Raw genomic sequence first — 14,118 nt, 5'->3', positions numbered from 1 at the left:
GGCCCCAGCGCCTCTGGCTCACCTGACGCTCCGATCCACCCACTTAATGGGCAATATGTCCGCTCTTCTTTGTTGCCTTCTGGTAACGGGATGTTGACCTGGGGGGACGCTGGTGGCAGCTTTCTTGCAAGCGCAATCAAAGCTTCAGCCGGATGACCCGGTTGCAGTGACCGCGAAAGGGACAGTGGTGACAGCACGGGAACCCGCTATCGCTCAGCAGGCCGGACCGCTCTTGTTCCCGCCCGGTTTCATCTGGGGCACGGCGACGGCCGCCTACCAGATCGAAGGGGCGGTCGCCGAGGACGGCCGCGCGCCCTCCATCTGGGACACCTACAGCCACACCCCGGGCAAGATCCGCAACGGTGACACCGGCGACATCGCGACCGACCATTACCACCGGTTCGCCGAGGACGTGGCTCTGATGGCCGACCTCGGGGTCAAGGCGTACCGATTCTCGATCTCCTGGCCGCGGATCTACCCCGATGGCCAGGTCAACCCCAAGGGCCTGGACTTCTACCAGCGCCTGGTCGACGAACTCCTCGGCCGTGGCATCGAACCGTGGATCACGCTCTACCACTGGGACCTGCCCCAGTCGATCGAGGACCTGGGCGGCTGGGCCGGCCGGGACACCGCCCACCGGTTCGCCGACTACGCGCAGACGGTGTACGCGGCCCTGAAGGACCGGGTCGGGAACTGGCTGACCCTCAACGAGCCGTGGAACTGCGCCTACCTGGGCTACGGGTCCGGCACGAACGCGCCGGGCGTGCAGGACCGCACAGCCGGGGTCCGCGCCGCCCATCACCTGCTCCTCGGGCACGGCCTGGCCGTGGAGGCGATGCGCGCCCACGACGACAGCAACCGGCTCGGCATCGCGCTCAACCTCATGCCCGTCGCCCCGGAGAGTGAGTTCCCCGCCGACGCCGACGCCGCCCGCCGGGTGGACGGACTGCTGAACCGCTCCTTCCTCGAAGCCCTGCTGCTCGGCCGTTACCCCGGCGACGTCCTGAACGACCTGGAGCAGGTCTGCGACCTGAGCCACATCGGGGCCGGCGACCTGAAGACCATCTCCGCCCCGCTCGATCTGCTCGGCGTCAACTACTACAACCCCCTGGTCGTCGCCGGTGGCGGCGAGAGGGTCGAGCCGTCCGCGTGGCCGGGCGCCGAGGATGCGAGGTTCGTCACCCGCGGCAGGGAGACCACCGCCCTGGGCTGGGAAGTGGACCACAACGGCCTGCGGGACACGCTGCTGCGGATCCAGCGCGACTACCCGGCGCCGCCGCTGGTCGTTCTCGAGAACGGCGCCGCCTACATCGACAACCCCGACCCCGAGGGCGATGTCCACGACCCGCAGCGCATCGACTACCTGGACCGGCACCTGCGAGCGGCCCGGGAGGCGATAGGCGACGGCGTCGACCTGCGCGGCTACTTCCAGTGGTCCCTGCTCGACAATTTCGAGTGGACCGAGGGCTACTCGGCGCGTTTCGGCATCGTGCACGTCGACTACCCTTCGGGGCGGCGGCTGCTCAAGGACAGCGCCCGGTGGTATGCCGAGGTCATCGAACGAAACGGACTGGCGGGGAAGAAGCCTTGAGCGCGGAGCGAGAACGGTCCGGAACGCCCCGGCTGACGATGGACGACGTCGCGGCCGTGGCAGGTGTGTCCGCGTCAACCGTCTCCCGGGTCATCAACGGCTACCAGCACGTGCGGCCCGAGGTCCGCGCCGCCGTCGAGAGCGCCATCCAGCAGACCGGGTACACGCCCCACCGCGCGGCCCGCTCGCTGGCGACGCAGCGCACCGACACCATCGCCCTCGTCGTCAGCGAGAGCGAACCCCACATGTCCGCCGAGCCGTTCTTCGCCGCGCTGACCAGGGGCATCACCCGCGCTCTCTCACCCACCCGCCAACAGCTCATGCTGCTGATGGCCCAGGGTGCCGAGGAGCGCGAGCACCTGGAGAGCTACCTCCTCGGCGGCCACGTCGACGGCGCCATCCTCGTCTCCCTGCACGGGCTGGACCCCCTGCCCGGCACCCTGCTGACCGCCGGCGTACCCGTCGTCGTCGGCGGGCGCCCCCTGGGCGACCCGGATATCCCCTACGTCGACGTGGACAACCGCGGCGGCGCCGAACAGGCCGTCGCTCACCTCCTGGCCACCGGACGCCGGCAGATCGCGACCATCACCGCACGCCAGGACATGGCCTCGGGCATCGACCGCCTCAGGGGCTACCGGGACGCCCTGCAGGCCGCGGGCGTGCGCCCGCTCCACGCGCTGATCGCCGACGGCGGCCTGGGCCAGGAGGGCGCACAGCAGGCCATGGCCGGCCTGCTGGCCAGGACGCCCGACCTCGACGCCGTGTTCGCGGCCTCCGACATCATGGCGATCGGCGCCCTGCGCGCCCTGCGCGAGGCGGGCCGCCGCGTTCCCGAGGACGTCGCGGTGGTCGGCTTCGACGACTCCTCCCTCGCCCCCCACACCGACCCGCCCCTCACCACGGTGCGACAGCCGGTGGAAGAGCTCGGCGGCGCCCTGGTGAGGCTCCTGAACGTGCAGATAAAGGGTGAAGCCGCCGACTTCCCCGTGATCCTGCCCGCTGAACTCGTGGTGCGCGCCTCCGCCTGACACCACGAACCACAAGCTGCCGTCGTCCATGTCCCATGGGCGTCGGTTGGGGACCGTGTGAGCCCAGCCGCACAGGCTGGAAACCGGCCCCGAATCGCGATCCGCGCGAACTGACCGCGCGCCCGAAGCCGATGGCACATTGGGCACCTGCCATCAACCTGCCTGCTCAGAGCATTGCCAACCGTGTATCGCCAGGCAGCGATCCGATGTCGAACCCTTGACCTCCGATGCGGCGAAGTACACGCTCTAGCCCATTGCAAGCGCTTTCAACTTTCCTGGCCGGACCGGTACCCAAGACCACTCCTCACCGGCACTCCCACCCCATCCCACCGCGCTTTGCGGTGACCCCAGGAGGAATCGCAACCATGCTCAGCGCACACAGAAAGACGGCCGCCGCGGTCGCCGCCCTCGTGGCGGGCACCCTGCTCCTCACCGCCTGCAGCAGCACCTCGGACAAGGGCGCCGCCAGCGGAGGCCAGATCACCCTCAAGGTCGGGGTCTTCGGGACGTTCGGCTACAAGGAGGCCGGGCTCTACGACGAGTACATGAAGCAGCACCCGAACATCAAGATCGTCGAGGACAGCGTCCAGAACGACAGCCAGTACTACCCGGCACTCCTGACGCGCCTGGCCTCCGGGTCCGGTCTGAACGACATCCAGGGCATCGAGGTCGGCCGGATCTCCGACGTCACCAAGAACCTGTCTGACAAGTTCGTCGACCTGAACACCCTGGGCGCGGCGAACGTGAAGGACACCTTCTACCCCGCCAAGTGGGCCTCCGCCACCACCGCCGACGGCAAGGTCCTGGGCCTGGGTACCGACTACGGGCCGCTGGCCATGTGCTACCGCACCGACCTGTTCAAGGAAGCCGGCCTGCCGACCGACAGCGCCGCGGTCTCCGCGCTGTGGCCGGACTGGGCCGGCTACATCAAGACCGGCCTGCAGTACAAGGCGAAGGCCCCGGCGAACCAGGCGTGGGCCGACTCCGGCAGCGGCATGTACAACGCGATCGTGGGCCAGTCGGCCAACCAGTACTACGACGCCTCCGGCAACGTGGTCGTGTCCACCAACCCGGCGATCAAGAACGCCTGGGACACCACCATGCAGCTGAGCACCCAGGGCCTGAGCGCCAAGCTCTCCCAGTTCAGCCCCGCCTGGAACCAGTCCTTCAGCACCGGCTCGTTCGCGACCATCGCCTGCCCCGCGTGGATGCTCGGCTACATCAAGAGCCAGGCCGACACCATGAGCGGCAAGTGGGGCGTCGCCAAGATCCCCGGCGGCGCCGGCAACTGGGGCGGCTCGTACTTCTCGATCCCGAAGGCGAGCAAGCACCAGAAGGAGGCCTACGACCTCATCAGCTGGCTGACCGCCCCGGCGCAGCAGGTCAAGATGTTCACCCAGCGCCAGGCCTTCCCGTCGTCGCAGACGGCGGCCAAGGACCCGGCGATCGCTGCGACCACCGACAAGTACTTCGGTGACTCGCCGCTCGGCCAGATCTACTCCGACTCCGCGGCCGGCACCCCGCAGGCGATCATCGGTGTCAAGGACGGCGTCATGAGGGACCTGATCGCCAAGGGCATCACCCGGGTCGAGGCGCAGGGCCAGTCCCCGGAGGACTCGTGGTCCAAGTCGATGGCCGACATCAAGGCCGCCACCACCGGCTGATCCGATCCCGCACGGGCCGGTCCGCCCTCGGGGCGCGAGAGCGGACCGGCCCCGCACCTGCTCCCCACTCGAAAGCCAGGACTGAGGCACATGGCTATCACCGCACGCACCAGCCCCACCAAGAAGGCGCCGCCGCCGAGACAGCGCGTCGGCACCTGGCGCACCAGACGCGCGCGCTGGGACCTGAAGCTGTCCCCCTACGCGTTCATCTCCCCGTTCTTCATCCTGTTCGCGGCGTTCGGCCTGTACCCGCTGATCTGGACCGCCTGGATGTCACTGCACCGGGTGGAGCTGTCGAACCCCGACCAGATGACCTGGCTGGGCCTGAAGAACTTCACCGACCTGCTGAGCGACTCGCACTTCTGGAACGCCTTCACCAACACCTTCACCATAGGCGTCATCTCCACGGTTCCGCAGCTGATGATCGCCCTGGGTCTGGCCCACATCCTGAACTACAAGCTGCGCGGGCGGACCTTCTTCCGCATCGCGGTCCTGACCCCGTACGCGACCTCCGTCGCCGCCTCGGCCATCGTCTTCGCGCAGCTGTTCGGCCGCGACTACGGGTTCATCAACTGGCTGCTGTCCTTCGTCGGCGTCGACAACATCGATTTCACCAACAGCAAGTGGCCGGCGCAGATCGCCATCTCGGTGATCGTCATCTGGCGCTGGACCGGCTACAACGCCCTGATCTACCTGGCGGCCATGCAGGCCATCCCCCAGGACCTCTACGAGAGCGCCGCCCTGGACGGCGCGAGCCGCTGGCAGCAGTTCTGGCACGTGACCATCCCGAACCTGCGCCCGACGATCGTGTTCACCGTGATCGTCTCCACGATCGGCGCCAGCCAGCTGTTCGGCGAGCCGATGCTCTTCGGCGGCGGCGGCAGCCCGGAACAGGGCGGCGCCGACAACCAGTACCAGACCCTGGCGATGTACTTCTTCGAGCGCGGATTCACCGACCAGCACCTGGGCCGGGCCGCCGCCGTCGCCTGGGCCATGTTCCTGCTCATCGTCGTCTTCGTGGCGATCAACACCCTGCTGGCCCGCCGCGCGCGGTCCGCGAACTAGCGGAGGGCTGTCATGACGACTCCCAGTCCTGGGGCGCACCGCGCCGCCAAGCGTGACCCGAAGCGACGCCGATCCGCGGCGGGGCGGCAGAATCACGCGACCTGGTTCACCTACGTGATCCTGACCGTCTTCCTGCTGATCTCGATCTTCCCGTTCTACTGGACGATCCTGGCCGCCTCGACCTCGAACACCGAGATCAACCAGCTGCCGCCGAACTGGCTGCCCGGCGGCAACCTGCTGAAGAACTTCCAGGCCGCGCTCGACAACGTCGACATGGGCAAGGCCCTGCTCAACTCCACGATCGTCGCGAGCACCGTGACCCTGGGCACGGTCCTGTTCTCGACGCTTGCCGGCTTCGCGTTCGCCAAACTGCGCTTCCGCGGCCGCAACATCCTGCTGGGCCTGACCATCGGGACGATGATGGTGCCCTACCAGCTGGGCATCGTCCCGCTGTTCCTGCTGATCTCCGAGCTCGGCTGGGGCGACACCCTGCCGGCGGTCATCTTCCCGACCCTGGTCACGGCATTCGGCGTCTTCTTCATGCGCCAGTACCTGATCACCGCGCTGCCCGACGAACTGATCGAGGCGGGGCGGATGGACGGCGCCTCCAGCCTGCGGATCTTCTTCTCCATCGTCCTGCCCACCGCGCGCCCGGCGATGGCGGTGCTCGGGATGCTCACCTTCATGGCGTCCTGGAACGACTTCTTCTGGCCGATCGTGGTCCTGACCAGCCACAACCCGACCGTCCAGGTGGCCATCAACAACCTCGGTTCCGGCTACGTGCCGGACCAGTCGATCATCATGGCCGGCACCCTGCTCGGCACCCTCCCGGTGCTGCTGGTGTTCGTCGCACTCGGCCGCCAGATCGTCGGCGGGATCATGCAGGGAGCTGTCAAGGGATGAGAGACGACTACGTCGAGGACGTATCCCCCGGCCGCGGGGCACTGGCTCCCCGCGCCTGGTACGCATCCTCGGACGCGAACTCCATGTCACTGAACGGACGTTGGCGTCTCCGCGTGTCGCCAACCGCCGATGCCGAGGACGACTCGTTCGCCGAGCCCGGATTCGACCCGGTCACCTGGGCCGAGGTCACGGTCCCGGGCCACTGGGTGCTCCAGGGCGACGGCGCCTTCGGCCTGCCGATCTACACCAACTACCGCTACCCGTTCCCGGTCGACCCGCCCCGGGTGCCGACCGAGAACCCGACCGGCGACCACCTGCGCGTCTTCGACCTGCCCGACAACTGGCCGGCCGACGGAGGTGCGACGATCCGCTTCGACGGCGTCGAGTCCTGCGCCCGCGTCTGGCTGAACGGCACGGACATCGGCGAGTTCAAGGGCTCCCGCCTGCCGCACGAGTTCACCGTCGGGCACCTGCTCAAGCCGAGCGGCAACGTACTCGCCGTCCGCGTCCACCAGTGGTCCGCGGGCTCGTACCTGGAGGACCAGGACCAGTGGTGGCTGCCCGGCATCTTCCGTGACGTGACGCTGCTGCACCGCCCCGAGGGCAGCGTGGGCGACTTCTCCGTGCACGCCTCCTATCACCACGCCACGGGCGAGGGCACCCTGCGCGTCGACTCCGACGTCGACGGGCGGGTGACCGTGCCCGCCCTGGGCATCGATGCCGCAACGGGGGAGGCGGTCACGGTAGCGGTCCAGCCCTGGTCGGCCGAGATGCCGAAGCTGTACGACGGCGAGCTGGTCACCGAAGGCGAGCGCGTCCCGCTGCGCATCGGCTTCCGCACGGTGGAGCTGGCCGACGGCCTGATCAAGATCAACGGCAAGGCAGTGCTCTTCAAGGGCGTCAACCGCCACGAGTGGCACCCCGAGACGGGGCGCGCCCTCGACCTGGAGACCATGCGCGAGGACGTGCTGCTGATGAAGCGGCACAACCTCAACGCGGTGCGCACCGCGCACTACCCGCCGCACCCGGCCTTCCTCGACCTGTGCGACGAGTACGGCCTGTGGGTCATCGACGAGGCCGACCTTGAGACCCACGGCTTCATCGAGCAGGCCTGGCGCGACAACCCCGTCGACGACGACCGCTGGACCCCCGCCCTCCTCGACCGCGCCGCCCGCATGGTCGAACGCGACAAGAACCACCCGTCCGTGGTCATCTGGTCGCTGGGCAACGAAGCCGGCACCGGACGTGGCCTGACCGCGATGGCCGAGTGGATCCGCGGCCGGGACTCCTCCCGCCTCGTGCACTACGAGGGCGACTGGAACTGCCGAGACACGGACATGTACTCGCGGATGTACCCCGGCCACGCCGAGGTCGAGAGAATCGGCAAAGAGCTGGACGGCGGCACCCGCAAGCGCCGCGAACTCCCCTTCATTCTCTGCGAGTACGGCCACGCCATGGGCAACGGCCCCGGCGGGATCGCCGACTACCAGCGGCTGTTCGAGACGTACGACCGGCTGCAGGGCGGGTTCATCTGGGAGTGGATCGACCACGGCATCAAGCACCCCGAGCTGGGCTACGCCTACGGCGGTGACTTCGGCGAGGAACTGCACGACGGGAACTTCGTCTGCGACGGCCTGGTCTTCCCCGACCGGCAGCCCTCCCCGGGCCTGGTGGAGTTCAAGAAGGTCATCGAGCCCGTCCGGATCGGAGGCGACGGCCCGGGTGGCACCGTAGGGATCACCAACGGTTACGACTTCGCCGACCTGTCCGCGCTGACCTTCGAGTGGTCCTACCAAGTGGACGGCGAGACGGTCGCGACCGGCCCGCTGCCCGTGCCGGCGCTCGCGTCAGGCGAGTCGGCCGACGTGAAGCTGCCTCCGCCGCCCGCCGGCCACGACGCCGACGAGACGCAGTGGACGGTACGTGCGGTACTTGCGGCCGACACGGGATGGGCGCCCAAAGGCCACGAGGTCGCTTGGGGCCAATTCCCCGTGACCGCCAGGCCGTTGCCAGCCGTCAACCCGACCGCTCAGCCCGTCACGGGCGGCGGCGTGGTCACGCTCGGCCCGGCCTCCTTCGACGCGCGTAGCGGTGCCCTGACGGCCATCGGCGGTGTCGAGGTCAGCGGTCTGCGGCTGGACGTGTGGCGGGCAACCACCGACAACGACGACGGCGCGGACTGGCAGACCGGCATCCGCAACGCCACGGTGTGGCGCGACTACGGCCTGCACCGCATGCAGCACCGGCTGGACTCCGTCGAGCCCGGCGAAGACGCCCTGACCGTACGGACCCGGGTGGCGCCGGCCGCCTGGGAGTTTGGCCTCACCACCGTGTACCGCTGGACATCCGACGGCGACCGCCTGCGGCTGACCGTGTCCGTGCGGCCCGACGGCGAGTGGCCAGTGCCTCTGCCCCGCCTCGGCGTCCGGTTCGGGCTCGCCTCAGCCACTGCGGTGCGCTGGTTCGGCGGCGGCCCCGGCGAGGGATACCCGGACACCAAGTCGGCCTCCAGGATCGGCCGCCACGAGTCCACCGTCGACGGACTTCAGACGCCGTACCTCCGCCCGCAGGAGAACGGCGCGCGAGCCGACGTCCGCTGGGCGGAGATCGGCGGGCTGCGCATCGAGGGCGACCCGGAGTTCTTCCTCAGCGCCCGGCGCTGGACGACCGAGCAACTGGACGCGGCCACCCACCTCACCGACCTCACACCGGGCGACACCGTATGGGTCAACCTCGACCACGGCCTGCACGGCATCGGCACCGCGTCCTGTGGCACGGGCCCTCTGCCGCAGTACCACCTGCAGGCCGAACCCACCGAATTTTCCTTCGTCTTCTCGCAGCTCCACTGAAGCGGCGCCACCGAACGAGGAGGTCACATGCTGCGCTTGAGCGCCGCCCCCTGCGCGCCCCCGCCAGGGCACCTGACGGAAGGGCCGGTGTGGGACGACCGGCGGGAGGAGCTGCTGTGGGTCGACATCACCGAGAGGCTGATCCACCGTGCCACGCTCGGTCTGCGGGGCGACGGCTCGGGGCTCCCCGATCTCGTGCCGTACGAGACCATGCGACTGGACCGCCCCGTCGGGGCCGTCGTCCCCTGCGCGTCGGGCGCACTGCTCGCGGCAGCCGGAACCTCGTTCCTGCGGCTCGACGGCCACCGCACGCCCGTGGAGATCACCGTGCCCGACATCCCTGGAGACGGGGTGCGGCGGCGGATGAACGACGCCAAGTGCGACCCCCGAGGGCGGCTGCTCGCCGGGACGATGGCGTACGACGAGACGCCGGGCGCAGGCGCGCTCTACCGCCTCGGCCCCGGCGGGCTCGAAACCCTCCTCGGCTCCGTGACCATCTCCAACGGCCTGGGCTGGAGTCCGGACGGTCGGCTGCTCTACTACGCGGACAGCCCTACGGGCCGCGTCGACGTCTTCGACCACGATCCCGGCACCGGGGCGCTCACCGGTCGCCGCCCCTTCGTGACACTCGACCGGGGCGTGCCCGACGGGCTGACCGTGGACGCGGGCGGCCGTATCTGGGTCGCGGTGTGGGGAGGGGCCGAGGTCCGGGCGTACGAGCCGGACGGCACCCTGTCCGCCCGTGTCGCAGTCCCCGCCTCCCACGTCACCAGCTGCACCTTCGCCGGGCCGGAGCTGGACATCCTGGTCATCACCACCGCGTCCCAGGGGCTCGACGAGGACGGGCTGCGCGCCGAACCCGACGCCGGACGGCTGTTCGTATGCCGCCCGGGGGTCAGGGGGCTGCCGGTGACGCCGTTCGATGACGCCGAGTTCCTCGCCATGTGAGGGGGCGAGCGCCCGGCCAGGCAGCAGGGCGAGCACGCCCCCGTGCACCCCTCACCCCGACCCCTCTGAGAAGCCCACCACCCACGATGCCGAGCAAGGGAGTTCCCCTCCATGGAAGCACCCGCCACCCCCGCCCTCCGGAGGCCGTCGTGACCGATGCGACTGAACTGCGCGTCGCCCTCGACGCCGCCCCGGTCATCGCCATCCTGAGGGCGTCCCGTGCCGACCGGTTCCCCGAAGTGGCCGACGTCCTGCGGTCCGAGGGCATCCGCGCGGTCGAGTTCACCCTGACCACGCCGGGCGTTCTGGACGCCCTGCGCGAGTACGCGGCGAACGCCCCCGCCGGGCTCACCCTGGGAGCCGGCACGGTCACGTCACCCGCAGACGCCCAGCGCGCGGTGGAGGCCGGAGCCGGCTACCTCATCACTCCCGCGACCTGCCTCGACGTCATCGAGGAAGCGCGCAAGCTCCACGTGCCGGTGATACCGGGCGCGTTGACGCCCACCGAGATCCTCTCCGCGTGGCGGGCCGGTGCCACCATGGTGAAACTCTTCCCCGCCTCCATCGGCGGACCGGAGTATCTGCGGGCCGTGCGAGCGCCGCTGCCGCACGTCCCGCTGGTGCCGACCGGCGGCATCGGTCTCGACGAAGCGCCCGCCTATCTCGCCGCAGGCGCCACCGCGCTCGGCATGGGCGGTCCCCTCATCGGCGACGCCTGCGAGAGCGGCGCACTCTCGGCCCTCCAGGACCGGGCCGCGCGGCTGATCGAGGCGATACGCCGATGACGGCGCTGGTCACACTCGGCGAGGCCATGGCGGTCGTGGCCGCCTCCCAGCCGGGGCCGCTGGACCGAGGTGCGGCCCTGCGGATGGGGTTCGCGGGCGCCGAGGCGACCGTCGCCATCGGGGTCAGCCGCCTGGGCCACAGCGTGGCCTGGACCGGGAGGGTCGGCGACGACTCCGCAGGGGCGATGATCCTGGCCGGTCTGCGGGCCGAGGGTGTGGACGTGTCCCACGTCCGCGTCGACCCGGACGCGCCCACGGGCCTCATGCTGCGGGAGCGCCGCACCGCCGACCGCGTCCGTGTCGCGTACTACCGCAAAGGTTTCGCGGGCTCCCGCCTTTCGCCCGAGGACCTCGACGAGCAGCAGATCGCCCGGGCGCGGATCCTCCATGTCACCGGCATCACCCCCGCCCTGGGCGAGAGCGCGCGGGGGGCGGTCGAGCGCGCCGTGCGGATCGCCAAGGAGGCCGGGGTGACCGTCTCTCTGGACGTCAACTACCGCGCTCAGCTGTGGAGCCGGAGCGAGGCGGCGCAGACGCTGGCCGCCCTGGTGCCGTACGCGAACGTCGTCTTCGCAGGCCCGGAAGAGGCGTCTCTCCTGGTACCGGAGATGGCACCCGCCGACATGGCACGGGAGTTGACCCGGCTCGGGCCCGCACAGGCCGTGCTCAAGCTCGGCGCTCAGGGGGCCTTGGCGGACGACGGGAACGAGGCGCTCGTCCAGCCCGTGGTGCCCGTCACCTGCGTGGACCCCATCGGGGCCGGGGACGCCTTCGTCTCCGGGTACCTGGCCGGGCTCCTGGACGGCGCCTCCCTCGCCGAGCGGCTCCACCTGGCAGCCACATGCGGCGCGTTCGCCGTCTCCGTACCCGGTGACTGGGAGGGGCTACCGCGCCGCGGCGAGCTGGGACTGCTCACCGCCCAGGACGTCAGCCGCTAGGTCGTCTCTTTCGGATCTTGTCGGCCGAGCCCGCGGCGTCTGGTGCCGTGCCTGGGCGTGCTGTCGGGGCGCTCGCGTACTGGACGTACGTGGTCGTCTCGGCAGTTCGGCCAGGCGCGGTGCCAGGCGTCGCGGGCCCGGCAAGATCCGAAAGAGACGGCCTAGACCCTCCGCCCGACCCGTACACCCCAGAGGAATCCACCCATGAACCGTCTCTCAGGGCACATCGCCGTCGTGACCGGCGCGGCCTCCGGGATCGGCGCCGCGAGCGCCGTGCGCCTGGCCGCCGAGGGCGCGGCGGTCGTGCTCGCCGACATCGCCGACCAAGCGGGCGAGAACGTGGCCGCGAGCATCCGGGCCGACGGCGGCCGGGCCGTCTTCGTGCACTGCGACGTCTCCTCCCAGGAGCAGTGGGCCGCCCTGCGCGAGCTGGCCCACGCGCACTTCGGCCCGGTGAGCATCGTCCACAGCAACGCCTTCGTCCACACCGACGCCGCCGCGCACGAACTCCCCATCGAAGTATGGGACCGCGAAGTGTCGGTCAACCTCAAGGCCCTCTACCTCGCCACCCTCACCTTCCTCGACGATCTGCGCGCAGGGCGCGGCAGCCTGATCGCCACCTCCAGCGTGCACGCGCTCTTCGGCCTGCCCGGGTATCCGGCCTACGCCGCCGCCAAGGGCGGCACATGCGCGCTCATCCGCCAGCTCGCCGTGGAGTACGGCCCGGAGGTCCGCTTCAACTCCGTCCTGCCCGGCCCGATCCTCACCGAGGTGTGGAACGAGGTGGCCGAGGAGGACCGCGAGCTGTCCGCCCGCGCCACCGCCCTGGGCCGGCTCGGCCGACCCGAGGAAGTGGCCGCCGCCGTCGCCTTCCTGGCCTCCGACGACGCCACCTACATCACCGGGACCAGCCTCACCGTGGACGGCGGCTGGACTGTCAAGAAGGAGTCGAAGTGAACGAAGAGACCCGACCGGAGAAGGAAGCCCGATGAAGATCACGTCCCTGCGCACCTACCTCGTCGCTCCGCGCTGGTGCTTCCTGCGCATCGACACGGACGAGGGCATCACCGGCTGGGGGGAGCCCGTCATCGAAGGCCGGGCGCACACCGTCGCCGCCGCTGTCGACGAACTGGCCGACTACCTCGTGGGCAAGGACCCGCTGCGCATCGAGGACCACTGGCAGGTGCTCACCAAGGGCGGCTTCTACCGCGGTGGCCCCGTGCTCTCCAGCGCCGTCGCCGGCATCGACCAGGCGCTGTGGGACATCAGCGGCAAGGCACTGGGCGTGCCCGTGTGGCGGCTGCTCGGCGGCAACGTCCGCGACCGCGCCCGCGTCTACAGCTGGATCGGCGGCGACCGCCCCACCGACGTCGCCGAGGCGGCCGTCGAGCGCAAGGAGCAGGGTTTCACCGCGATCAAGATGAACGCCTCGGCGCAGTTGCGCCTGATCGACACGCCCGAGGCCGTCCACGGCATCGTGGAGCGGGTCGCGAGCACCCGGGAGGCGGTAGGCGACGACTTCGACATCGCGGTCGACTTCCACGGTCGACTCACCGTCCCCATGGCGCGCCGGGTGCTGCCGCTCCTGGAGCCCTATCTGCCGTTCTTCGTCGAGGAGCCGCTCGTCCCCGAGATGAGCGACCACATCGGTGACATCGTGCACTCCACCAGCATTCCGATCGCGACGGGCGAACGCCTTTACTCCCGCTGGGACTTCAAGAAGGTGCTCGGCGCGGGCATCGCCGTAGCGCAGCCCGACCTGTCCCACGCCGGCGGCATATCCGAGGTGCGCCGTATCGCAGCCATGGCGGAGGCGTACGACGTCTCTCTGGCCCCGCACTGCCCGCTGGGCCCGATCGCGCTCGCCGCATGCCTCCAGGTGGGCTTCGCGACGCCGAATCTGCTCATCCAGGAGCAGAGCCTGGGCATCCACTACAACACCGGCTCCGACCTGCTCGACTACCTCACGGACCGGTCGGTCTTCCACTACGAGGACGGCCATGTGGCGCTGCTGACCGGACCAGGCCTGGGCATCGAGGTCGACGAGAAGGCCGTGGAGCGCGCCGCCGAGACCGGCCACCGCTGGCGCAACCCCGTCTGGCGGCGGGACGACGGCTCACTCGCGGAGTGGTAGCCGCATCCACGGTGGGGGCAGACTCCTGTGAAGTTCCCCCAAGGCCGGGTGCGGACGGGTTCCGTCTGCAGCACCGCAGCTAGGGGAGGAGCCGGCCTCGGTGCGCCCCCTTTTGACCTTGCCCCAGGGGATTCCTCCACACAGTGACGTGGGCTGGCTTCTGGCACATCTCCTCCACCCCCTCCCCTCCACCATTCCCAGCTCCGGGCGGAT

11 protein-coding genes are annotated in these 14,118 nt (G+C 70.1%); all 11 read left to right on the top strand.

The genetic code is table 11. The annotated features are described in order from the left end of the window. The first annotated feature begins 184 nt into the window (after positions 1-184). The 11 genes from ACODT5_RS13030 to dgoD all read left to right on the top strand — a co-directional run bounded on the left by ACODT5_RS13030 (position 185) and on the right by dgoD (position 13,905). On the top strand, positions 185-1,591 hold the full coding sequence (locus tag ACODT5_RS13030; protein WP_422519331.1) for a GH1 family beta-glucosidase: 1,407 nt from the start codon (positions 185-187) through the stop codon (positions 1,589-1,591). Beyond that, on the top strand, positions 1,588-2,619 hold the full coding sequence (locus ACODT5_RS13025; protein WP_422519330.1) for a LacI family DNA-binding transcriptional regulator: 1,032 nt from the start codon (positions 1,588-1,590) through the stop codon (positions 2,617-2,619). The genes ACODT5_RS13030 and ACODT5_RS13025 overlap by 4 nt, the downstream gene beginning before the upstream one ends. 365 nt (positions 2,620-2,984) lie before the next feature. Next, positions 2,985-4,283, top strand: a complete 1,299-nt coding sequence (locus ACODT5_RS13020; protein ID WP_422519329.1) for an ABC transporter substrate-binding protein — start codon at positions 2,985-2,987, stop codon at positions 4,281-4,283. A 90-nt stretch (positions 4,284-4,373) separates the two neighbouring features. Further along, the gene (locus tag ACODT5_RS13015) at positions 4,374-5,348 is read left to right on the top strand and encodes a carbohydrate ABC transporter permease (RefSeq protein WP_422519328.1); all 975 of its coding nucleotides are present in this window, start codon (positions 4,374-4,376) and stop codon (positions 5,346-5,348) included. A 12-nt stretch (positions 5,349-5,360) separates the two neighbouring features. Then, on the top strand, positions 5,361-6,251 hold the full coding sequence (locus ACODT5_RS13010; RefSeq protein ID WP_422519327.1) for a carbohydrate ABC transporter permease: 891 nt from the start codon (positions 5,361-5,363) through the stop codon (positions 6,249-6,251). Further along, a complete protein-coding gene (locus tag ACODT5_RS13005) occupies positions 6,248-9,100 on the top strand; it encodes a glycoside hydrolase family 2 TIM barrel-domain containing protein (RefSeq protein WP_422519326.1) in 2,853 nt (950 codons plus the stop codon). Before ACODT5_RS13010 ends, ACODT5_RS13005 begins: the two co-directional genes overlap by 4 nt. 27 nt (positions 9,101-9,127) lie before the next feature. Then, complete coding sequence (locus ACODT5_RS13000) at positions 9,128-10,048, top strand: SMP-30/gluconolactonase/LRE family protein (RefSeq protein WP_422519325.1); 921 nt, start codon at positions 9,128-9,130, stop codon at positions 10,046-10,048. A 149-nt stretch (positions 10,049-10,197) separates the two neighbouring features. Next, positions 10,198-10,833: a bifunctional 4-hydroxy-2-oxoglutarate aldolase/2-dehydro-3-deoxy-phosphogluconate aldolase gene (locus tag ACODT5_RS12995; protein WP_422519324.1), complete on the top strand. Its 636-nt coding sequence runs from the start codon at positions 10,198-10,200 to the stop codon at positions 10,831-10,833. Continuing rightward, a complete protein-coding gene (locus ACODT5_RS12990; protein ID WP_422519323.1) occupies positions 10,830-11,771 on the top strand; it encodes a sugar kinase in 942 nt (313 codons plus the stop codon). Before ACODT5_RS12995 ends, ACODT5_RS12990 begins: the two co-directional genes overlap by 4 nt. 204 nt (positions 11,772-11,975) lie before the next feature. Further along, complete coding sequence (locus ACODT5_RS12985) at positions 11,976-12,728, top strand: SDR family NAD(P)-dependent oxidoreductase (protein ID WP_422519322.1); 753 nt, start codon at positions 11,976-11,978, stop codon at positions 12,726-12,728. A 31-nt stretch (positions 12,729-12,759) separates the two neighbouring features. After that, positions 12,760-13,905, top strand: coding sequence for a galactonate dehydratase (gene dgoD / locus ACODT5_RS12980; protein ID WP_422519321.1), 1,146 nt, complete (start codon positions 12,760-12,762; stop codon positions 13,903-13,905). Positions 13,906-14,118 lie beyond the last annotated feature (213 nt).

This window comes from Streptomyces tatrensis, assembly GCF_049310065.1.
Lineage (GTDB): Bacteria > Actinomycetota > Actinomycetes > Streptomycetales > Streptomycetaceae > Streptomyces.
Note: the sequence above shows the minus strand (reverse complement) of the source record. Positions and strands in the feature narration are given on the sequence as shown.